At 47.0% G+C, this 20,734-nt stretch carries 22 protein-coding genes; 13 read left to right on the top strand and 9 right to left on the bottom strand.

Annotated features, from left to right (window positions below; all coding sequences use genetic code 11):
* Positions 1 to 3 precede the first annotated feature (3 nt).
* On the top strand, positions 4 to 585 hold the full coding sequence (locus BST96_RS14205; RefSeq protein WP_085759342.1) for a uracil-DNA glycosylase family protein: 582 nt from the start codon (positions 4 to 6) through the stop codon (positions 583 to 585).
* Here the strand turns inward: BST96_RS14205 and BST96_RS14200 are convergent.
* Complete coding sequence (locus BST96_RS14200) at positions 582 to 1,283, bottom strand: SOUL family heme-binding protein (RefSeq protein ID WP_169714005.1); 702 nt, start codon at positions 1,281 to 1,283, stop codon at positions 582 to 584. The genes BST96_RS14205 and BST96_RS14200 overlap by 4 nt on opposite strands.
* Before the next feature lie 152 nt (positions 1,284 to 1,435).
* On the opposite strand from BST96_RS14200, the gene BST96_RS14195 reads away from it, so the two are divergent.
* The 3 genes from BST96_RS14195 to BST96_RS14185 all read left to right on the top strand — a co-directional run bounded on the left by BST96_RS14195 (position 1,436) and on the right by BST96_RS14185 (position 4,526).
* The gene (locus tag BST96_RS14195) at positions 1,436 to 2,077 is read left to right on the top strand and encodes an LON peptidase substrate-binding domain-containing protein (protein ID WP_169714004.1); all 642 of its coding nucleotides are present in this window, start codon (positions 1,436 to 1,438) and stop codon (positions 2,075 to 2,077) included.
* A 69-nt stretch (positions 2,078 to 2,146) separates the two neighbouring features.
* Positions 2,147 to 2,992: a glutathione-dependent disulfide-bond oxidoreductase gene (gene yghU, locus BST96_RS14190; protein WP_085759339.1), complete on the top strand. Its 846-nt coding sequence runs from the start codon at positions 2,147 to 2,149 to the stop codon at positions 2,990 to 2,992.
* Between the two features lie 76 nt (positions 2,993 to 3,068).
* The gene (locus BST96_RS14185) at positions 3,069 to 4,526 is read left to right on the top strand and encodes a carotenoid oxygenase family protein (RefSeq protein ID WP_085759338.1); all 1,458 of its coding nucleotides are present in this window, start codon (positions 3,069 to 3,071) and stop codon (positions 4,524 to 4,526) included.
* A gap of 62 nt (positions 4,527 to 4,588) precedes the next feature.
* Here the strand turns inward: BST96_RS14185 and BST96_RS14180 are convergent, their stop codons facing one another.
* The 6 genes from BST96_RS14180 to BST96_RS14155 form a co-directional block, all read right to left on the bottom strand.
* Entirely contained in the window at positions 4,589 to 5,428 is an 840-nt protein-coding gene (locus tag BST96_RS14180) for an alpha/beta hydrolase (RefSeq protein WP_085759337.1), read from the bottom strand.
* A 12-nt stretch (positions 5,429 to 5,440) separates the two neighbouring features.
* Entirely contained in the window at positions 5,441 to 7,273 is a 1,833-nt protein-coding gene (locus BST96_RS14175) for an Lnb N-terminal periplasmic domain-containing protein (protein WP_169714003.1), read from the bottom strand.
* Positions 7,274 to 7,372: 99 nt separating this feature from the next.
* Positions 7,373 to 7,855 (bottom strand): DUF3015 domain-containing protein, encoded by a 483-nt coding sequence (locus BST96_RS14170; RefSeq protein WP_085759335.1) that lies wholly within the window; start codon positions 7,853 to 7,855, stop codon positions 7,373 to 7,375.
* Between the two features lie 208 nt (positions 7,856 to 8,063).
* The gene (locus BST96_RS14165) at positions 8,064 to 8,687 is read right to left on the bottom strand and encodes a DsbA family protein (RefSeq protein ID WP_085759334.1); all 624 of its coding nucleotides are present in this window, start codon (positions 8,685 to 8,687) and stop codon (positions 8,064 to 8,066) included.
* A 96-nt stretch (positions 8,688 to 8,783) separates the two neighbouring features.
* Positions 8,784 to 8,972 (bottom strand): hypothetical protein, encoded by a 189-nt coding sequence (locus BST96_RS14160; protein WP_085759333.1) that lies wholly within the window; start codon positions 8,970 to 8,972, stop codon positions 8,784 to 8,786.
* A gap of 462 nt (positions 8,973 to 9,434) precedes the next feature.
* Positions 9,435 to 10,454: an alcohol dehydrogenase gene (locus BST96_RS14155; protein ID WP_085759332.1), complete on the bottom strand. Its 1,020-nt coding sequence runs from the start codon at positions 10,452 to 10,454 to the stop codon at positions 9,435 to 9,437.
* A 156-nt stretch (positions 10,455 to 10,610) separates the two neighbouring features.
* Here BST96_RS14155 and BST96_RS14150 point away from each other — a divergent pair, with 156 nt between their 5' ends.
* The 7 genes from BST96_RS14150 (at position 10,611) to BST96_RS14120 (ending at position 16,449) form a co-directional block, all read left to right on the top strand.
* A complete protein-coding gene (locus tag BST96_RS14150) occupies positions 10,611 to 11,264 on the top strand; it encodes a paraquat-inducible protein A (RefSeq protein ID WP_085759331.1) in 654 nt (217 codons plus the stop codon).
* Positions 11,261 to 11,875 carry a paraquat-inducible protein A gene (locus BST96_RS14145; RefSeq protein WP_085759330.1) on the top strand — a complete coding sequence of 205 codons (615 nt, stop codon included), beginning with the start codon at positions 11,261 to 11,263 and terminating at the stop codon, positions 11,873 to 11,875. The genes BST96_RS14150 and BST96_RS14145 overlap by 4 nt, the downstream gene beginning before the upstream one ends.
* Complete coding sequence (gene pqiB, locus BST96_RS14140) at positions 11,868 to 13,460, top strand: intermembrane transport protein PqiB (RefSeq protein ID WP_085759329.1); 1,593 nt, start codon at positions 11,868 to 11,870, stop codon at positions 13,458 to 13,460. Before BST96_RS14145 ends, pqiB begins: the two co-directional genes overlap by 8 nt.
* Positions 13,457 to 14,020, top strand: a complete 564-nt coding sequence (locus BST96_RS14135; protein WP_085759328.1) for a PqiC family protein — start codon at positions 13,457 to 13,459, stop codon at positions 14,018 to 14,020. The genes pqiB and BST96_RS14135 overlap by 4 nt, the downstream gene beginning before the upstream one ends.
* 17 nt (positions 14,021 to 14,037) lie before the next feature.
* A complete protein-coding gene (locus BST96_RS14130) occupies positions 14,038 to 14,919 on the top strand; it encodes a substrate-binding periplasmic protein (RefSeq protein ID WP_085759327.1) in 882 nt (293 codons plus the stop codon).
* A gap of 325 nt (positions 14,920 to 15,244) precedes the next feature.
* Entirely contained in the window at positions 15,245 to 15,874 is a 630-nt protein-coding gene (locus BST96_RS14125; protein ID WP_085759326.1) for a class D sortase, read from the top strand.
* Positions 15,875 to 15,888: 14 nt separating this feature from the next.
* Positions 15,889 to 16,449: a hypothetical protein gene (locus BST96_RS14120; protein WP_085759325.1), complete on the top strand. Its 561-nt coding sequence runs from the start codon at positions 15,889 to 15,891 to the stop codon at positions 16,447 to 16,449.
* Between the two features lie 51 nt (positions 16,450 to 16,500).
* Here BST96_RS14120 and BST96_RS14115 read toward each other — a convergent pair whose 3' ends face one another.
* Positions 16,501 to 17,745 carry a YncE family protein gene (locus BST96_RS14115; protein WP_157117960.1) on the bottom strand — a complete coding sequence of 415 codons (1,245 nt, stop codon included), beginning with the start codon at positions 17,743 to 17,745 and terminating at the stop codon, positions 16,501 to 16,503.
* 234 nt (positions 17,746 to 17,979) lie between these two features.
* Between BST96_RS14115 and BST96_RS14110 the strand changes: the two genes are divergently transcribed.
* A complete protein-coding gene (locus BST96_RS14110; protein ID WP_085759324.1) occupies positions 17,980 to 18,429 on the top strand; it encodes a c-type cytochrome in 450 nt (149 codons plus the stop codon).
* 50 nt (positions 18,430 to 18,479) lie between these two features.
* Complete coding sequence (locus tag BST96_RS14105) at positions 18,480 to 19,682, top strand: APC family permease (RefSeq protein WP_206045344.1); 1,203 nt, start codon at positions 18,480 to 18,482, stop codon at positions 19,680 to 19,682.
* A gap of 52 nt (positions 19,683 to 19,734) precedes the next feature.
* Here BST96_RS14105 and BST96_RS14100 read toward each other — a convergent pair whose 3' ends face one another.
* On the bottom strand, positions 19,735 to 20,673 hold the full coding sequence (locus BST96_RS14100; RefSeq protein ID WP_085759322.1) for a fasciclin domain-containing protein: 939 nt from the start codon (positions 20,671 to 20,673) through the stop codon (positions 19,735 to 19,737).
* Positions 20,674 to 20,734: the final 61 nt, after the last annotated feature.

The following is a 20,734-nucleotide window of genomic DNA, read 5'->3' as shown; positions in this document are numbered from 1 at the left end:
TGTATGAATAACTTTATGACTCTGGTATCAGAAGCACGCAACTGCACGCTCTGTGAAAAGCATTTACCACTGGGTCCAAGACCCGTCTTTCAAATTCACCCCGATGCCAAAATCCTGATAGCGGGACAAGCACCGGGAACTAAAGTCCACGCTTCAGGCATTCCCTTTGATGATGCCAGCGGCAACCGCCTACGGGAATGGCTGGGTATTGATAAAGCCACCTTCTACAACCCGGAACAATTCGCCATAGTCCCTATGGGCTTTTGTTATCCCGGCAAAGGCAAATCAGGCGACCTGCCACCCCGCCCGGAATGCGCAGAGACCTGGCGCAAACCACTGCTCGAACAATTAGAACAACTGCAACTAATTATTGTCGTCGGCAAATATGCCATGGACTATCATTTGGGCAAGACGAAAAAAAACCTGACGGAACAGGTTTTAGACTGGCAAGATTACTGGCCGGAGAAATTACTACTGCCCCACCCCAGCCCGCGCAATAATATTTGGCTAAAGAAAAACCCCTGGTTTGAAACCGATAGAGTACCGGCTATCCAACAAAGGGTTAAACAGATACTGGACGCTTAATATAAAGTAGCAGCCAGATCACCACCCTGCTGGGTATAGCTTTCGGGCAAATTACTCACCTCTACCAACACCTCATTTCTGCGCAAAAATGGCAGCATAAAGGGGGCATTATAAAAAGCACTTCTAACCTCACCAATCGCATTAACCGCTTGCTGCTGTAATGATTGATTAAGTTTGGCACTGCTGCGTTTAAAATTACTTTCTGTCCAGCGGCCAGAATAGCGATAAACTGCAACCGTCTTAGCAGGCAGCATCACTACTGACACTCTGGGATCAAGAGGCTGAGGCGCTGTCACCGCATTGTATTTTTTTGGCAATACAAAACTCACGGCATAGTTACCCGCCCTAACAGTAGACTCTATAGAGATATCATCCAATGCAATGGTTTCACTGGTTTTAACTTGTTGCACCGGCTTAGTCATAGCAATTTCGTCACCCTTTTTATTATTGCCAGAGATATAGCGAAATAAACGCCGAAAACCTTCATTGGCCGCCGACTTATATTTCTGATCATTCTCAATCACCGTTTCGACCACCAGGTAGGCATCGTAATAGCGATACTCAATATCCCCCTGCTCGTAAATCACCGTATAATCCGGCTGCTCAAGTGATAGCGCCATGGAACCTCCCAGTAGCAGAGCACTCAATAATCCTAGTCGTAACAGTAACTGTGTTAGGCTTGAAGCAGTAGTGATCATAATGGCTCTCCAATTTATTAAACTGTTACCAGTACTACGGCCCATAAGACACTTTAGACCCTGATTTCTATAGTGAATTTTTTACTATAAGCAGAGTGCTATAGTTCAAAACAGACTAATCTGCTTTGGGTTTTAAAACGTAAGGAATGACTATGAACACGATAACAGTCGCTTTATTCCCCATCCCCAATGCGGTTAATTTCCCTGGGGTGCCCTGCCCCTTGCATGTATTTGAGCCCCGCTATCGGAAGATGGTGAAGCACTGCCTCGATAACGATATGCTAATGGGGGTTTGCCATACTGAAAAAATCCTCCATAGCAATAAAAAACAACAAACGCTGGAAGACACCCTTAACAGTAACCAGTCCACCTATAAACCATGCACCGTATTTAGCGCGGGCAAGGTAGAAATACTGGAAGAACTGGAAGACGGTAGAATGGCTATTATGGTGGATATGGCGCAACGGCTGGAGTTACAACAGGAAGTGCAAACCCTGCCCTTCGGTATTTGGCAATGCACCCCCGTGCAAGATAGCCCAGTTGAGGATCACGCCTCACTAGAGCAATTAAAAAAAGACCTATTAGCGCAATTACTGGTTGTCACTCAGGAATCTCCGGATGCTCAGGATATTCTTAATGGCGAATATTGGAATACCATTTCTGCGACGGAATTTAGCTTTGCAATTAATGGACTCTTAGGAATGGATGCCAGTCTAAAACAACATCTACTGGAAATGACCGTCGCTGAAGACCGACTTAATTATTTATTAGCTTTGATTAATAATAGCGAATAATATCAGCAAGCTTTAGGCTACACAGCACTACCCCAAACCCTCTATTGAAACCCTAAATGGAATCTCCCTATGAGTAACCCTCCGACCTATACACCACCGACCGTATGGCAATGGGATGCTGATGCCGAAGGCGGTAAGTTTGCCAATATTAATCGTCCGGTGAGTGGCGCCACCCATGAAAAAGCGCTGCAAGTTGGCAAGCATCCACTACAACTCTATTCATTAGCCACCCCCAATGGCGTAAAAGTCACCATTATGCTGGAAGAACTGTTGGCACTGGGGCATAGCGAAGCTGAGTACGATGCCTGGCTGGTCAATATTATGGAGGGCGATCAATTTAGTTCCGGTTTTGTTAGCGCCAACCCCAATTCTAAAATTCCAGCGCTATTTGATCATAGCACCACACCGCCCACTCGCTTATTTGAATCTGGCGCAATTCTTTTATATCTGGCAGAAAAATTTAATGCCTTCTTACCCACCGATCTCTCCGCTAAAGCCGAATGTCTTTCCTGGCTTTTCTGGCAGATGGGCAGCGTCCCTTATCTCGGCGGAGGTTTTGGTCACTTCTATGCGTATGCCCCGGAAAAATGGCAATACCCGATTGATCGCTTCACCATGGAAGTTAAACGCCAATTAGATGTTCTAGATCAAAATTTGGCGAATCGACGCTTTCTTTGTGGTGACGAATATACCGTGGCCGATATTGCCATCTACCCCTGGTACGGTGGTTTGGTAATGGGTAAATTGTATGAAGCGGGCGAGTTCCTTGACGTGCAGAGCTATAAGCATGTGCAACGCTGGACCGAAGAAATACATAATCGGCCAGCAGTAAAGCGAGGGCGAAAAGTAAACCGCGTATGGGGAGAAGAGGATGAACAAGTGGCAGAGCGCCATAACGCCAGCGATCTGGATTAATCAGGCTCGAAAACCACACAATGAGGTGGTAAAGTGCTGAAACACCTGAATCATACTAATAAAGCAGAGACAAACCATGAGCACAGCACAAGCCACCATCAAAGGAAATTTTGAAGCACAGGAACAGGAATTCGATTATTGGGTCGAGGATATTGAAGGTAAAGTTCCTGAAGATTTAACCGGCACCTTTTTTCGTAACGGCCCGGGCCGTTTAAAAATTGGTGATGAGGAATTTCTTAATTGGTTTGATGGCGACGGTATGGTTGGCAGAACCACCTTTGTTGATGGCAAGGTTCACTTTGCTAATAAATTTATTCGCACGCCCAAGTATGTCGATGAAACAGCCGCAGGTAAAATGCTGTATCGCGGTTTTGGTGGCGCACCCAAGGGTAACTTCTTTAAACGCTTTGCCCCACCAGCCAACCCGGCCAATACTGGGCTCATTCTACACAATGATAAATTTCTGGCCTTAAACGAAGGTGGCCGCCCCTATCAGGTTGACCCCGCTTCGCTGGATACGGTTGGCGAATACACGTATGACGACAGCCTGGGTAAAGCCAATGTTTTTAGCGCCCACGGTAAAATCAATCCCAAAACCGGCTACTACTATAATTTCGGTATTTGTTTTGATGTCAGCTTAAAAGGACTCAAACCCGGCTTTGAACTTTACAAAATCGACCCCAAGGGGCAGATGGTACAACGGCAAGTTTTTGAGTTAGACTTTATACCCCTGCTACACGACTTTGCACTAACAGAAAACTACGCTGTTTTTGTTCAATCTTCGGTTTCCCTCCATGGCAATCTGTTTATGACCATGTTGAAAAACGAGTCTATGGCAGACTTAATGAAGTTTGATAAGAGTCTGGCCAACAAAATTATTATTATTGATCTTCACACCTTACAGCGTGTCGATAGTATTGAAATTGACCCCGTCTCCTGCTTGCACTTTGGCAATGCCTACGAGAAAAACGGTGAAATCCATTTTGATATGATGGAAACCAAAGACGGTGCCTACCCAACACCTGAAAACCCTACCGAGCCAATGAATATCTTCTCTGATGATGTCAACTTCAGGGCCGGTGCTGCACGCTATAAACGCTTTATTGTTAACCTGAAAAGTCGTCAGGTTCAATCAGAGTATATTAACGATGCCCTTGAAGGTGAATTCCCACAATGGGATTGGCGCCGCACCACTACAGAAAACCGTTATGCCGTCGCCACCGCTTATACGGGTGAAGGCCCCAGAACGTACTTTGGTGCTGTGCAGAAAATTGACCGCTTAACCGGCAAAGTAGAAACCCATGACTTTGGCTCTTACCGCTTTAATGGCGAACCGTTAATGGTTGCCAAACCCGGCTCGACGTCTGAAGATGAGTTTTATGTAATGGTTTATGTCTATAACGGCAATACCAATAAAACTGAAGTGGTGCTTATCGACAGCCAGAACTTTAGTGAGCCTATGGCAACGATCAAGCTGGACTTCCATATGCCGCAGGGCTTCCATGGTATGTATACGCCTAAGGTTTTCTTATAAGGCCTGTTATGCTGTCATTCCCGCCTTCGCGGGAATGACAGGAGATGGGGCTGGGTAATGAGTTATTGCGCGGTTGTTGAGTTGTTAAAAAACTGCAGCAATAAATCCCTGTTACCCACATCATAAAAAGTCCCTATATGTGGGCCATCATAACGCAGAAAAGATTTTGGCTTTACCGCCAAACCAAATAGCCGCTCCCCTTCCGCAAAAGGAATAACCGCATCCTGTGTACCGTGGATAATTAATAACGGCGTAGGGCTAATCTGGTGAATCACTGCATCCAGGTTATATTCATCCGGCATAGACCAGGCTACAGGGTATTGAAATGGCCAGGTAAGCCAACTGCGGGAAGCCACCTCTTTAGCGATCTCACTATAGCTGCCAAAACCTGCATCCAATACCACCGCATTCAGCATATTTCTGAACTCGGGGTTATCCCCCACACTAAAGCCGCCCATAGCAGCACCCAGGCTTTGTGCCAACAGAAAAACCGGCTTGCCCGCGACGTCCTCGCTATTTTTCAGCCAGTTAAAACCCGCTTCAATATCCATAAACACAGCAGGCAATGAAGGCGTCCCTTCTGAGCGGCCATAACCCCGGTAATCCAGCATTAAGACCTGATAACCACGCTCAGGCAGCCAGTGCACACTGGCAATATGAGTACTGATATTTTCGGCATTGCCATGTAAAAACAATACCGTGCCTTTCACGGGCTGATCCGTCTTTAACCACCAGGCACTGAGCTTAATATTATCCGCGGTGACTAATTCGATATCTTCATAGGCGAGGTTAATATCGGCCGGGGTACGCACCCACTGCTTGCTGGGGAAAAAAAGCAAACCGCTACAGGCTGTTAGCGAGAGCACGCAACCTAACAGTACTAACCGTGAAAATAGCCTCATAGCGAGCAACCGTTAAAAGTAGGCGCGGTAGCCAATACTGGTTTCATTGATACCCTCTCCCTCAAACAGATTCCGCTTAAAACCTATTCTTATGGCTGAATCCTTAGATAGCATCCATTGATAGTTTACCGAGAACGTTGACCGGCTTAAGTTTTGGATAAACTCATAATGCTCTGCTTCGATCAAGGTGTTAGCCCGTTCACCTTGCAACAAATACCCCACGCCAATACCCGGCGCAGCATCGAGGTTATTATCAAAACCTTCGTTATATTCGACTCGACCGCGAACCATGGCAAATAGCCGGCCATCCAGGGGGCCGCGATAACTTGCCCCCAAGCCGCCGTTAACCTGGGGCACTAACTGATCTTTAGCTTCCGTCCACTGGCGTTCCCAACCGGCATTAACACGCCAGGCCATGGGCTTAAAAAACTCATTGCGAGGGGCCAGTGAATTAATTTCCAAAATATCGAAGCGCTGCAACTGAAGCGACTCATCCTTTTTGGCACGCAGGACTAGCTGCGCCATATTCAGCGAGGTATCCCTGGGATAGCCCGGTGAGTTATCCAACAGGTCGTGGTAGGTATATCGCCAAACCAAATCAACATAGGGTGCATCTTCTTCATAACCCACTACCGGTGAAACCAGCATGGTGTCATGGGCATCTAAAGGGTCTACAGGCCGCTCTTCCAAGGTATTGTCAGGAGAGGCTTTATCGTAGCGGGTTAAGCGTTTTAATAATTGGAAACTGTTGGCCGCTACCTTACTGTCACGGCTGCTTTTATCGTTGTCATAGCGTAATAAACGGTAACTACTGTCAATTAAAGCTCGCTGTCTGGCAGGCTCCAGAGCTAAAAACGCCTCAGTGTCTGCATAAGCGGGATCTGCCATTAACCGTAACACCATGGCTTTTTGCGCTTCAGAAAATTCACTTAAATCTTCAGCCAATAAAACTTGCCGGGAAGGCCGATAAACCACACTGTCAATCAACTGATTGTCTTCGGCTATACGCACGGTATCAATGGGAATAGCCACCACCGGAAAGGTCTCGGTTAACTCCACAGAGGGTCTGGCCACTTCCATTAATTCCAGCAAACGGAAAGAACAGTTTTCATCAAAAAAGTAATAATCAAAATTAATCAGGTTTAATTCCCAGATATGGGCCATTAAGCGATCAATTTCTTCTCCTTCAAGGTTTAAGCGATACTCCCAAAGATCACGACTTTCCAGGCGGGAATATTCCTTCACCTTTTCAATATAACTACCCGCTGCAAACATACCCTCATAACCGCCAAATAAGCCTTTATAGGCGTATAACAGGCTATTGTCGTTAACATCGGCATTGGCCCCAAAATTCAGGGCATAAGATAATAGCGTAGAGCCGCTTTCCACATCGACTGGGTCAAACCGCAAAAAAGTATGGCCATACATGGATGAAGGGCTATTTAAATAACTGGAAGCAAAGACCAATACCACGCTATGGGCATTCACTTTATCTCGCCAGGCTTGATACTCTGCACAGGCTTGAATCGGGAAATCGATACCCGGCAATTGTTCCAAGAGAAATTGTCGTCGTGCGACAAAACGACACTGGGTTACTGGCTGCTGGTAAAAGGCGGTGATGGTTGCCTGTAATTCCGCTGCAGGGTCAACATAACCATTAGCAGCCAGAAAAAATTTATCATCATCAACAAAGCTTTCAGGCTCGGCCAGAGATTTATAGTGCAGCAGGTTTAACCATTCACGCTGCTGTGCCAACTGGTCGCGCTCGGCTTGTTGCAGCCATGGCAATAATGAGGCATGCACTGATGCGCTAAAAAAGATAAGTAGTAAGCTAAGTAGTTTCAATAGAAAAACTGACATCAATTATTATTAATAGGCAGATACAAAAGCCCCCTCACACGGGAGGGGGCTTTTAATGACTAAACATTCAAACGTTCAGGTATCTTAAGATACGTAGACCGCTAAAGTTTCATCATTTTGCATAACAGACCAAATGGCCGCTAGCACGTCTTCCGTTGTTACATTTTCACTGGGGAATAATGTAGCAAAATTCTCATGCATAGACGCTTTGAAATGCTCACGATCTTCAGGAGCAACACCCAAAGACACGGCTACAGCTGAAAGTACTTCACCGTCACCTTGTGCAACATCGCTGCTGAACTCATCCATAAAGAGACCAACATTGACCATTTCTTTACCACCGTAGCTGATAGTGCCTGAAGCATTACAGCCATTAGTGCCCGAAGTGACACCAAAGGTGTTATTACCGGTACTGGAGTTGGTCGTCAGTGCCAGTACGTGAGTGGCAGTGCCGCTCTGGCCATCAAACAACATTTGTCCCCAGCCACAGCCTTCACCACCGGCAGTGCCGGCAAAAGACATAACTGATGCACTTGATAAAACTATTCCCGCTACGATCCGTTTCATAGATATACCCCTTATGAGTATGATAGTTAATTATTGGTGGACATTGTATTTATAGTGTTAACGCTGTATTTACTACTTAAGGCTATAGGCCCTAACTATTGAGACTAACATAAGAATTTATAATTACAACAAAGAAAAAAACCTTCACTGAAAAAATTTGACCCAGCTATCAATAACTAAACGCAATTTTATACTGACCGACTTATCACTAGCGCCCATATTGTTTAATAGCGTCATGAATTTGCGCCAGCATCACCTCCATCGATAAATAATCTCGCTGAATACTTAAGACCTGCTGGTCTATCTCCAAGACCAAAGAGGGAAAACCATCAATTGGTAAACGGCGCGCCAATGCCATTTGACGTGTTAACTCAGCCTCGGTGGCGGCCGAAAGCAAATCCACGTGAAATTGTTCCGCATTTACTCCCAAGCCTGCTGCCAGGTCTACCAATACCTGAATATCAGAGGGATTTACCGCCTGTAAGTAGTAAGCCTGCTGAATAGCATTAATCATGGCATCTTCCAGACCATGCTGAGCCGCCACAATAGCCGCCCGGCAGGCCATATAGGTTGACCGGCGCGGCGTATTTAAGCGCCAAAAATCAAAGTTAAACGCCGTACCTAATTGCGCCTGAATGGTATGCCAGTAACCCTCTATGGTTTGCTGCATCTCCACGGGCATCATTTGATCACTGTCCCGAGCCAGACCTCCAGCAACATTAACCAGAGAGACCTCTCCAGGCAGGGCTTGCTTTAGCGCATCCCAAGTAGGCCGGAACCCCCAACACCAGGAGCACATAGGGTCATGAATATAATAGAGGGTGACTGACATAGATTAACCGCATACAAGTTCAGCGCGGCCGGAGAGGCAGCCCAACGCTATCGATGGGCAGTAATGTAAAGGCTTACCGAGGGGATGGCAACGGACTTACCTTGGATTGATCACCTTCTCAAACCTTGGCCGCTCACGAATATGGAGCGGCTTCGACACCCAGCCTTGGCGATAGGCCGTGATCTTTAGCACCGTAAACACAAGTCCAAGCATCACCAGCGGCAGCAATATAATCATCAGCACAACCATGACCAGATTGATCAGCAGTTTGTTGAAAAGTGTCATAGCGTGCTCCCGATATTGGCTGTTTTTAGCAGTTAAAAAAAAGGCAACATGCCAGGGGAAGCATGCTGCCAGAGTTGCCCTAGGGGATGGGCAGGAGACCTCGATGGTAAATCGAATAAGGTTGGCTCTCTCGGTTCAGCGCTTTGTTGCTCCGCTGTTAGGTGATTGCCTTGCTTGGAAAGAATAATAGGTAAAACCAAAGAATAACTGAAATGCATTGTTCTTATCTAACACATGCACTCAGGGCATTAAGGCAGACTACTTCAGGATAGTGCTTGATAGTCTGGGAACGAACTGCACTGGGTAGGGGGTTAGCGTAGGGTGGATTATAATCCACCTATAGTATGGATGCTCATGGCTGGGCTTGGTGGATTGTAATCCACCCTACGATACTGGTTTCAACAAACATGAAAGAATGCGTGATCTTAGGCAGTGAGGTGCAGGACAACCCACCTGCAAGAACTATAGCGTCATATCGATAACAACGCGGAAACGGGCCTTATTACTGATCATCTGCTCCCAGGCCTGATTAATGTCTGATAAGGCATAACGTTCAATATGAGCCTTGACCGCCTGTTCGGCACTAAATTTCATTGTTGACTCAAAATCAATCGCCGAACCACAGGGCCAACCCTGAATAGACGCTCGCTTACGTATAAGCAGACGCGAATTGATCACAATGGGGTCGTGCAGGATAGCGACCAGCATAAGCTGGCCATTGCGACCCAAACCGTCAGCCAGAGTGGTTACCGCATCAGCATGGGGAGCTGTGACTACCACCACCTTGGCACCGCCCCGTTGCTGTAGTGCGGCACCAGCATCTTCAGCGGAGCTATCAATATAATCACTGGCCCCAAGGCTCATGGCCAGCTCACGCTTGGATTCACCATTGGAAATAGCCACCACCTTAAAGCCCAATTTGGCGGCGTACTGCAAAGCCAGATGCCCCAGGCCACCAATCCCCTGAACCGCCACTAAATCCCCCGCCTGAGCAGCACTATTACGCAGGGCATCATAAGTGGTAACACCGGCACAGAGCAGTGGCGCCGCTTCAACATCGGTTAAATCATTGGGAATACGAGCCAACGCCTCAGCGGGAGCCAACATATATTCCTGATAACCACCGTCGTAATGCACCCCGCAAATCTGTTTATTTTCACAGGTCACAAAATCTCCTTCACGGCAGGGGTCACAGTGAAAGCAATGGCCACCATGCCAGCCCACCCCCACACGATCGCCCAAAGCCCAGCCCTGAACACCCGGGCCGACCGCATCCACAATACCAGCCACTTCATGGCCCGGTACTCGAGGCAAAGCCAAGCCCGGCATCGTGCCTTGCTTGATCACATTATCGCTAAAGCAAACACCGCAGGCCTGCACCTTAATCCGCAACTGGTTTTCGCCGGGCTGCGGGATGGGCCGCTGCTCCAAAATAAATGCCTCACCCGCTGCCTGTACCACCGCCGCTGTCATTGTTGTCATTTGTTGTTCTCCACAGCTGTAAACCAATAATCCATACCATTGCGTATGAGCATAGCGTGCATTGTATTATCATGGCCAGATAAGTTGTTTAAACTCTGGTATTTGTTAAGAATAAGCTCTAGTATTCAAAGGCTTATATACTTATAAGGTCTACCATTGAAGCAGACTAATAATAACGACAGCGTTAACAAACAGTCTTTTCTCGTAGCTTGCCCATCCTGCGATTTGTTAGCGGATACCAGTCACCTTAAACACGGCGAAACCGCTAACTGCGCCCGCTGTGATCACTTTCTCTGCCAGTACAAAGATGACGGCATTGCCCGCTCGCTGTCTTATAGCTTATCGGCGCTGGTGCTATTAGCCCTGGCCTGCAGCTTTCCGTTTTTATCCTTTAAAGCCTCAGGGCTGGAAAGTGTGATGACCTTGCCGCAAACCGCCCTGCGACTCTATGACTACGGTATGACGGAATTGTCGATACTGGTGGCCGCCTTTATTCTGGTTATCCCACTGGTTATTTTGCTGCTGTTGCTGGCCATCTGTATTCCGCTTTACAACAACACCCCTAATCCCATGCTGGTGAAAACCGGCCGCATGGTTTTTACTCTGCAGCATTGGGCCATGGCTGAAGTATTTTTAATTGGTGTTATTGTCAGCCTGGTTAAAATCGCCTCGATGGCCACAGTAGTACTGGGTATTTCATTCTGGGCTTATGCGGGTTTTACTATCTGCTTTACCCTCGCCCTCTCCAACCTTGACCGGGTGCAATGCTGGAATGCTATTGAGCACTTAACGGCGGAGCCTTCATCATGACCGCTATTACTGCAGCCTCTAAAGATTTAGCCTCCTGCCACCTGTGCTACAAACTGGCTCCGGCAACAGAACACCACTGCCCACGCTGCGGCTCTACCATGCACCTTAGAAAAACAGCCAGCATTCAGCGCACACTGGCTTTATTAATCACCGCATCGATACTGTATATTCCCGCCAATGTACTACCCATTATGATCACCGACCAACTGGGCAGTGCCGAACCCAGTACCATTCTTGGCGGCGTAGTACTTCTGATCGAACTGGGCTCCGCACCAATTGCGGCGATTATTTTTATTGCCAGTGTGATGGTGCCACTGAGCAAACTCTTTGCCTTATTTTATTTATGCTGGTGTGTGGAAAAACAGGCCAAAACCTCTAACCAGCAAAACACCGCAATGTTTCGGATGGCAGAATTTGTCGGCAAATGGTCAATGATCGATGTATTTGTTGTGGCAATACTGGTGGCACTGGTCAATCTGGGGGGCTTAATGGCCATAAGACCCGGGACCGCCGCCCTGGCCTTTGCCGGTGTAGTTATAGTGACAATGGTTGCAGCGGAAAGCTTCGACCCAAGATTGATGTGGGATCAAACGGAAGAAAACAATGAGTGATATGCAACCCAAAGTATCCAGCGGTAAAAAACATCTTTCCAGTATCTGGATTCTCCCTATTGTGGCACTGCTGCTAGGGGCGTTTATGGTGGTGCAAACCATTATGAGTGAAGGCCCGGAAATCAAAATCAGTTTTGAGAGTGCCGATGATCTGGTAGCGGGAAAAACCAAGGTGAAGCTACTGAGTGTAGATATCGGGCAAGTCGAAGCGGTGACCTTAAACCCCGATGCCTCTGGCGTAGTCGTCACAGTAAAACTGGAAAAAGAACATCAGGATTTACTGCGGGAGGACACCCAGTTTTGGGTGGAACGAGCGCGTATTGGTGCCGGTGGTGTCAGTGGTCTGGGCACCATACTTTCCGGAGCATTTATTAAAATGGGGCCAGGTGATGGCAAAGCAGGTAAAAGAGAATTTACTGGCCTTGAGCTGCCGCCATTAACAGACCTACAAGCTCCGGGTATTCGATTAACCCTGGAGAGCGAAAGAGTCAGTTCAATTAATGCCGGAGACTCGGTACTTTATAAAGGCTACAAGGTAGGCCGGGTTGAAAGCATGGTCTTTAACGACGCCACACAAACCATTCGCTATGACGTTTTTATCGACGCCCCGTTTCATAAGTTGATTAATAGCTCGGTACGATTTTGGAATGTCAGCGGTGTCTCTTTAAAAGCTTCAGCAGAAGGTTTTAGTGTGAATGCCGAAGCGCTGGATACCATTATCTCCGGTGGTATTACCTTTGGCGAACCACCCGATGCACCGCCCGGCAAACCGGTTAAAGCTGGCGCAATTTTTAAAATATACGATAACTACGATGAAACACTGGTGCCTGATTATCAATATGGCGGCTACTTTGTCGTCCAGTTCAACCAAACCATTAGCGGCTTGCTACCCGGCGCACCGGTAGAGTACCGGGGTATCAAAATCGGTAGAGTCGAACGCTTAATGATTAAAGAAATGATCGAAATTAATACCGAAGGCACAGGCTCACCGATCCCGGTATTAATCTATTTAGAACCCGCCAGATTTGAGCTTGGTGACAACGAGGAAGGACTTAAATTAATGCAGCACGCAGTGACTACAGGCGTGGGTAAAGGCCTTAGAGCCACCTTGCAATCAGGCAACCTGCTCACCGGCAGCCTTTATGTGAATATGGATTATTACCCCAATGAAAAACCGGCTAAACTAGGTTCATTTGCCAACTTTACCACCCTGCCTACTATTTCGGGTGGCCTGGAAAAAATCCAGCAAGGTATTGCTCAGCTGCTTGAAAAAGTGAATGCGTTACCCCTTGAAGATACTATCGACAATGCCAATGGTGCACTCGGCAAGCTAGACCAAACCCTGGCATCACTGGATAAAATACTGGCATCAGACAGTATGCAATCGATCCCCAAACAGCTTAACGCAACCCTTGAAGGTTTGGCGCCAGGCTCACAGGCCTATCAGGAGCTCAATAGTGCGCTCTATGAGCTGAATAAAACCCTACAAAGCTTAAGTGACTTATCTGAGTCTCTATCCGAAAGCGCCACCCTGCTACCAACCCCTGAAGTTACCGATCCTACTCCGGAGGCTAAACGCCCATGAGACTTTCACTATTAATTGTTGGCGCCTTGCTATTAAGCGCCTGTGCTGGCGAAGCCATAAAATACAACCACTATCTGTTACGGTCTGATATACCGGAAAACAGCAACCGCCAGATGAGCGAAGATGGCCTGCTATTAACCCATGTAGCTGTTGCCACTTATCTGAATGAAGCCGGCCTGGTCTTGGAAACCGCTGAGGGGCAAATCAATACCGCGGAACTGCACCTATGGGCAGAACCCCTGCGCCATAGCCTGCATAAATTTATGGCCGATGAAATTAGCGCTGCCACCGGCAAGGATATTTACACCACGCGTAATGGCCTTAGCCAGCCAGCCGCCGAATTTAGTATTCAGATAGACCAGATGCATGGCACCCACGATGGTCAGGCACTACTGGTTGCCTCATGGGCAGTGACCACCTCAAACGACGGCAAACGCACTAAAGCCGCCTACCAGTTTGCCCAAAAGCAAGCCCTGCAAGCGGATGGCTATGACGCCCTGGTCGCCACAGAGAAGCAGTTATTACAAGCACTGGCTAAAGCCGTTGCCGAAACCCTATAAGCCGACCGTTATAGACAATGAGAAGCCAACTACTCAAAGGCATTAAGACTTTAGGTCTATGGATAGCGCTTCTCATTATTATTTCAAGCCATGCCCTCGGGCAAAGCGAAACACCCCCAACAAAAAAAACCACCCTGATTTTTGGTACCGCTAACTGGTGCCCCTATATTTGCGACCCTGCCCATGACAAATTGGCAAGACGTGGCTATATGATCGATTTATTGGACAGTATTTTTCGCGACTCCGCTTATCATATTAAAATAGAAATGATGACCTATATGGAGTCTATTGTCAGGGCAAGCCGTGGCGAACTGGATGGTATTATCGGCACCCTGCCATTGGATGCGCCGCAACTGATTTATCCCAGCCAGGAAATCGGTGTGGGTACTGATATCTTTGTGACCCGGGAAGATAGTCAGTGGTTTTTTAAACAACCGGAATCTTTAGCGGCCGTTAGGCTAGGTGTGGTGAAAGGCTATGAATATAAAAGCCTTAAAACCTATAAAGAGAAATATCAAAACACTGAGCAACTTCAGGCCATTGGCACAGAAAACAGTGTCAATACCACCCTGCGCAATCTGCAAAAATTATTTAATCATGAGATTGACGCGGTACTGGATAATAGTGAAGTGATTAAATTTACCAGCACCATCCATAACCTGGCCAAAACCCGGGAAGCGGGCCAACTGGAAGATCCCTATGCTATGTGGCTGGCTTTATCACCGCACTCCAAACACTGGCAAGAGATCTGCAAGATACAAAACCATCGGCTATTGGAGCTAAGAAAAACCGGGGCATTAGACTTTATCCTGCGCCGCTATGGCTTAGAGGACTGGCGTAAAGAACAGCATAACCTTAGTCGGCCAACGAATTTACCGGGGATTATCCGCTGTCATTAAGGCTGACGATATTAGCTACACACATTCTCTGCCGCCAAACTCACCGGACTGGCTTTAGACAGTAGCGAAGAGAAAATTAATTTACAGCTCAGTCAAAAGCATCAACCTAAGAAAACCTGTTATAAAGCCATTTCTTGTAATAGCAATTCGAAATTAGTACCAAACTATTTAGCCAATATAGTTAAAAAAGCGCATGATAATTGACAAGGCTATATAAGAATGTAAAGTTAAAAATATCTTTTAAATATCAAAATAAATAAAACAAAAACACCTAAAACCACTTATCCCTATCCTCCTGCAACGAGAATAAATAACAGGAACGCTAATGACAAGGTACTGGAATCTGAAAGTACTTGCTGTAACCGAAGCCTTTAGCTGGTTACTCGGTATAACCTTGTTGCTTATTTTCTTTGGGCAAACTGGCTGCAGTGAAATTCAACGCCAACAAGATATCGACTCTTTTGAAAGCTCAGCCGCAGGCTCTCAACCCAGCTTTAAAGACTGGGCACCCTCGCGGGTTGACGCCTATCATGCCAGCCTTAAGCAACAAGCCTCCGAGGTACTGGCTGTTCTATCCATCCCCAATATTAAACTGGATGTACCTATTTATAATGGCGCCAGCGATTTAAATATGGACCGTGGTGTAGCGCGCATTGCTGGCACTGCCCTACCCGACGAAGCAGGAAACTTTGGTATCGCCGGGCATAGAGACGGTTACTTTCGCGCCTTAAAAGATGTCAAAGCCGGTGACTATATTCACTTAAAAACCTATAGCGGTATTTCTCGCTATCGGATCGATCAAACATTTATTACCGAGCCCGACAATGTCGACGTGCTTAGAGATACCGATGACACCAGTATCACACTGGTGACTTGCTACCCCTTTTATTTTGTCGGGCATGCCCCGCAACGCTATATCGTCAAGGCATCTCTTGACGGTGAACTTGTCAATTAACTGGAGATAATGACATGACACAATTTAAAAAGACCTTTGGCATTACGCTAATGCTACTTTCAGGATTTTTATTTCATTCAGCAGCTATGGCCGCTGCCCACAATATGGAGGAAGTGGCTGGCCTGTCCTGTGAGGATATTGATTTTGCGCCTGAAATGATTGAAAAGTATCCCGACATTACAAAATCCTGTTTGGACGTTGTGGAAAGCAAAGGGACCAAATATGCACTGGTTGAACTTGAGCTAACCAGAGTCAGTGGCCGCAATGTTAACTTTAAGTTTGTGCATGAGGACGGCAGCAAGAGTGAGCGTTACTCAATCAGGGTAAAGCCTGAGTTCCGCGCTAAAATTCAGGGCAAAAGCTACCGCATCAATGAATTAAGCAAAGGGCAAAACCTGAATATTTATCTGCCCGGCGACCGCTGGGAAATTCACCAGATTGAAGAAGAAGAAAGCTATGCAATTGAAACATTAGCAATGCCAGCCACTGCCAGTGAGTTACCACTGATTGGTATTATGGGTGGTCTGTTTGTGAGTGTTGCCGGTGCACTGGCTTATCGTCGCCGTCGCCAGTAAATCCTTTAACGTCGCCAATATAAGCTATATTGGCGATGTTTTCTTATAGTTTCACAGCGGCAAATACTTGCCTGTTCTTATCCGCTGGGGATGATCCCCAACGGGTATACTTTCCACCTCTTTACCAGTTTCAAAAGAGATCACTGACATCCGGTCTTGCTCACTGACAGACACATAACAGAATTTGCCATCTTCACTTTCAGTAGCCCAATAGGGTTTGGAGCCCAGAGACTGCTCCGACAAGGTAATGGTCTGGTACTCAAAAGTCTCTCTATCCACAATCGCCACATAGCCTGACATCGTTGCAGCGATACAAAGTTTGCTGCCATCACCGCTCATGGCGATACCATGGTGGGCAGAATTAAGCTGGTAATCCCAATAACTTAATTGCTGAATATCTTCAGGCACGGGCAAGTCCAGTTTGCGGGTAATCTTATCCAACTCAAGGTCGTACTCAAAAAAACCGTGAAAAAAAGACACCTGCAAATAAATAAACCGCCCACCGGGAGCGATCACCATCGGGCGCACCGCTTTATCAATCCAGGGCATGCCCGCTTCTTCCAACTTCTCACCGATATCAATACGCTTAATTACTTCCATAGTTTGCGCATCAACCACCTGTAGCCAACGGTCGCCTTTAATCCAATCCAACCAGGCACTTGTGGTGGGCACATAGACCTTGCCGATACTCGCGTGATAAATCAGCTTGCCATCTCTGGAATAAGTATTTTCATGGGGCTGATCGCCGGACTCAAATTCACCGATAATTTTGCCGGTGGCGGTATCAATCGCTTGAACTTTTCGCGCTGTCGAAGCAGACACTAAAAACACGCTGCCATCGGGAGAGATGGCCGCATGATCCGAGCGCACGCCAGCAATCGGGGTACGCCAGATAATCTCTTCGGTATTCATATCTATCGCCACCACATCCGCAAAACTGGGGCGGGAGGCGTACAACACACGGCCATCATGGGAGGTAAACATATCGTCCACCAACTGGTCATTGCCCTCGCCAATAAAGGTTCGGATCATATAAAAAGACAGACGATCAACCAGACTGGAATCAGCCACCTCTTGCATGCGCTGTTTGAGGTCAGGCACCACATTGATCTGCTTAACAGGCTCAAAGCCCTCGGTATAGAAAATATTAGCGGTGCCATCCCAGTTATTACCCACCACCACTACCTCCCGCGGCTCAGCCCTGTCTTCAGCCAGACACACTGCGGATACCAGCCCCCAGAGGGCCAGAATGGCTATTTTCGGGATAATATTTTGACGACAGATGATAGCAATCACAACTAACTCCAAACCGGTTTAAAGTGACACAGAATGCTATAGCAGGCCCTGCTAAAAAACTATATCCAAAACACCCATTATCGTCACCCCCCTATTTCATATACACGCACAAAGCTTGATAGATATCAAAGCTGATAAGTATTAAAGTCGTTAGTATCATCTTCACAATCTACTTAGCGCTCCCCCCTAAGTTGGGGATTAACTCATCATTTGATGGATACAAAGGAGTTTGCCATGTTTATTGCCCGCCTTTTAGCCCTGTTAATCACCGGCCTGTTACTCACGGCCTGCGAAACTGGACCAGACTCACCCAGAGGTTTTAGCCTGCCCAAGGGCGATATTGCCAAGGGCGAAGAGGTTTTCACCACTTTGGGCTGTATGTCCTGCCACACTATCAAAGGCATAGAAAATAACAGCACCCAGACACTGGAAAAGCCCGTGCCATTGGGAGGCAAAGTGTCCCGCATCAAAACCTACGGCGAACTGGTTACCTCAGTCATCAACCCCTCTCATAAAATTGCCAGAAGCTATAGCAAAGAGGTGGCTACCCAGCCCGGCCAATCCCCCATGCCAAGTTTTAACGACACCATGACCGTGGCCCAACTGGTTGATCTGGTAACCTTTCTTGAAACCAATTATCAGCTGATACCTTATGAGCCCACCAACTATGGGATGTATTACTGATCACTAAGCCGACCTCTACTAACGCCGAACCTCTGGCGCGGCGTATTAATTTGCCGCTATTAATTTTTTACGGACTGGGGACTATTTTAGGCGCCGGTATTTATGTGCTGGTTGGCAAGGTGGCAGGCAGCGCTGGCTTGCTGGCACCGCTGGCTTTTATTGTGGCAGGGGTTATCGCCTGGCTAACCGCAATGAGTTATAGCAAGCTGGCAGTCTTATTTCCTCAAAGTGCTGGCGAAGCGATTTATATTGAAAACGGCTTTCACCAACAGTGGCTCACCTTAGCCGTTGGGCTATTAATTATTTTGACCGGCATTGTCTCTGCCGCTACCCTGACCCGCGGTTTTGTAGGTTACTTTGTTTTGCTGGTTCCCATTAATGAAACCCTGGCTATGGTCGCAGCCCTGATATTACTGACTGCCTTGGCTGTCTGGGGTATTGCAGAATCATTAGCCATGGCAGCCTTAGTCACTATGATTGAAATAGCGGGCTTGTTGCTGGTGTTATTTTTTTGTGGCGACAGCCTGCAACAACTTCCTGAACAAGCATCCAAATTATTTATCCCGGGGTCTGCTACAGAATTGGCCGGTGTGTTTGCCGGCGCGTTTTTAGCCTTCTATGCATTTATTGGCTTTGAAGATATGGTCAATGTGGTCGAAGAGGTTAAACAGCCTGAAGTCACTATGCCAAAGGCCATCTTTTGGGTGGTCGTTTTATCAACCAGTTTATATGTACTGATTGCCCTGGTCGCCACGTTATCGCTGCCGCTAGACAAATTGGCGCAAAGTGAAGCGCCGCTAGCGGAACTGTTGAGCAGTAAAAGTGCCATGGCCGCCAAAGTCGTTGCGGTCATTAGTGTACTGGCGATTATCAATGGAGTATTGATTCAAATTATTATGGCCTCCCGGGTCTGTTATGGCATGTCCAAACGTTATGGCGGCCCTGCTTATTTGCATTCTGTATCACCCTTTACTCATACCCCGATTGTTGCCACCTTGCTGATGGCAGCGCTAATTTTAGTGGCAGCATTACTATTTCCCTTAACGGCTTTGGCAAAATTCACCAGCTTTATTATTTTGATTATTTTTTCTTTAATTAATCTGGCCCTATGGAAGATGCATAAAAATAATTATCCGAATGCCCATTCACAGACTGTTCAGCAGATTAGCCAATTACCTGGCTATCCTCTGCTTGCGGCTTTGCTTTGTTTGGGGCTATTAGTTTTCCAAATGAGTTCTTTTCTAAACCCATAAAAAAACACCCGCAAGCGGGTGTTTTTTAACAAACTTTTATTATGACTCAGAGTTATGACTCAGAGATTACCGCATCAATCACATGAATAATGCCGTTGGTAGTCACAATATCAAAGATCTCGATTTTGGCGTTATTAACCATTAGCGCCCCATCGATAATTTGCAGGCTAACATTCTCACCCAATAAGGTTTCCACCTCAGTATTGTTCAGCGAGAGTGCGGTGACTGAATCCACGGCCGCACCACTGATAACATGGCGTGCCAGTACAGCGGTCAAAGCATCGATATCCGCTAACAGGGCTGCAATGGTGCCATCAGGCAGTGCAGCAAAAGCCGCATCGGTGGGGGCAAATACGGTATAAGTTGCTGACTCATCGGCAAGAGCAGAGTCAAGGCCCGCCACCGCCAAAGCTGTTAACAAGGTGGTAAAGTTACCATTCGCAGTAGCGGTTTCTGCAATATTAAGCACCGGTTCTTCACTCTCCGTGGGTGGTATCAGCACGGTATCGATCACATGGATAATGCCGTTATCGGCCATAATATCCAGACCGGTTACGGTAGAGAAATTGACCAGTAAATCAGAGCCGCTAAGTGACAGAGCAACATTATCGCCGTTGGCCATCTCAACCGTTGTACCTGCGCTTTCAATAGCAGCGGTTGAATCAATGGTGGCCCCTACAATCACATGGTAGAGCAAGATATCCGCTAAGGTATCTGTATCTGCCAGCAGGTTATTAATGGTTTCTTCACCTAATTTTTCAAAGGCTGCATCGCTGGGTGCAAACACCGTAAAATTGCCTTCGGGGTCCGCTAGCGTACTATCTAAACCCGTCGCTTGCAGCGCTGTCACCAGAGTAGTAAAACTCCCCGCTTCGGCAGCCACATCGACAATAGACATACTGCTGCGATCATTATCATCGTCGTCATCATCACAAGCCACCAGAAAAAACATTAAACTAAAAGCCAGTAAACCTTTTACCAATACCCGCATTTTTCTACCCTCAATAATTACTGTTTAGACATTAAGTCGCATAGGTAACAAAGGTACGGAG

Origin of the sequence: Oceanicoccus sagamiensis (assembly GCF_002117105.1) — a bacterium.
In the GTDB taxonomy this organism is placed as follows: domain Bacteria; phylum Pseudomonadota; class Gammaproteobacteria; order Pseudomonadales; family Dasaniaceae; genus Oceanicoccus; species Oceanicoccus sagamiensis.
This window is presented reverse-complemented; position numbering and strand designations above follow the sequence as displayed.

What these genes read in the sequence shown, in the direction of transcription:
- BST96_RS14135 (WP_085759328.1), top strand. Translation starts at nt 13,457, where the DNA reads ATGAGACTTTCACTATTAATTGTTGGCGCCTTGCTATTAAGCGCCTGT.
- BST96_RS14155 (WP_085759332.1), bottom strand. Translation starts at nt 10,454, where the DNA reads ATGACAACAATGACAGCGGCGGTGGTACAGGCAGCGGGTGAGGCATTT.
- BST96_RS14185 (WP_085759338.1), top strand. Translation starts at nt 3,069, where the DNA reads ATGAGCACAGCACAAGCCACCATCAAAGGAAATTTTGAAGCACAGGAA.
- BST96_RS14205 (WP_085759342.1), top strand. Translation starts at nt 4, where the DNA reads ATGAATAACTTTATGACTCTGGTATCAGAAGCACGCAACTGCACGCTC.
- BST96_RS14145 (WP_085759330.1), top strand. Translation starts at nt 11,261, where the DNA reads ATGACCGCTATTACTGCAGCCTCTAAAGATTTAGCCTCCTGCCACCTG.
- yghU (WP_085759339.1), top strand. Translation starts at nt 2,147, where the DNA reads ATGAGTAACCCTCCGACCTATACACCACCGACCGTATGGCAATGGGAT.
- BST96_RS14110 (WP_085759324.1), top strand. Translation starts at nt 17,980, where the DNA reads ATGTTTATTGCCCGCCTTTTAGCCCTGTTAATCACCGGCCTGTTACTC.
- BST96_RS14160 (WP_085759333.1), bottom strand. Translation starts at nt 8,972, where the DNA reads ATGACACTTTTCAACAAACTGCTGATCAATCTGGTCATGGTTGTGCTG.
- BST96_RS14200 (WP_169714005.1), bottom strand. Translation starts at nt 1,283, where the DNA reads ATGATCACTACTGCTTCAAGCCTAACACAGTTACTGTTACGACTAGGA.
- BST96_RS14100 (WP_085759322.1), bottom strand. Translation starts at nt 20,673, where the DNA reads ATGCGGGTATTGGTAAAAGGTTTACTGGCTTTTAGTTTAATGTTTTTT.
- BST96_RS14195 (WP_169714004.1), top strand. Translation starts at nt 1,436, where the DNA reads ATGAACACGATAACAGTCGCTTTATTCCCCATCCCCAATGCGGTTAAT.
- BST96_RS14170 (WP_085759335.1), bottom strand. Translation starts at nt 7,855, where the DNA reads ATGAAACGGATCGTAGCGGGAATAGTTTTATCAAGTGCATCAGTTATG.
- BST96_RS14120 (WP_085759325.1), top strand. Translation starts at nt 15,889, where the DNA reads ATGACACAATTTAAAAAGACCTTTGGCATTACGCTAATGCTACTTTCA.
- BST96_RS14165 (WP_085759334.1), bottom strand. Translation starts at nt 8,687, where the DNA reads ATGTCAGTCACCCTCTATTATATTCATGACCCTATGTGCTCCTGGTGT.
- BST96_RS14125 (WP_085759326.1), top strand. Translation starts at nt 15,245, where the DNA reads ATGACAAGGTACTGGAATCTGAAAGTACTTGCTGTAACCGAAGCCTTT.
- BST96_RS14180 (WP_085759337.1), bottom strand. Translation starts at nt 5,428, where the DNA reads ATGAGGCTATTTTCACGGTTAGTACTGTTAGGTTGCGTGCTCTCGCTA.
- pqiB (WP_085759329.1), top strand. Translation starts at nt 11,868, where the DNA reads ATGAGTGATATGCAACCCAAAGTATCCAGCGGTAAAAAACATCTTTCC.
- BST96_RS14130 (WP_085759327.1), top strand. Translation starts at nt 14,038, where the DNA reads ATGAGAAGCCAACTACTCAAAGGCATTAAGACTTTAGGTCTATGGATA.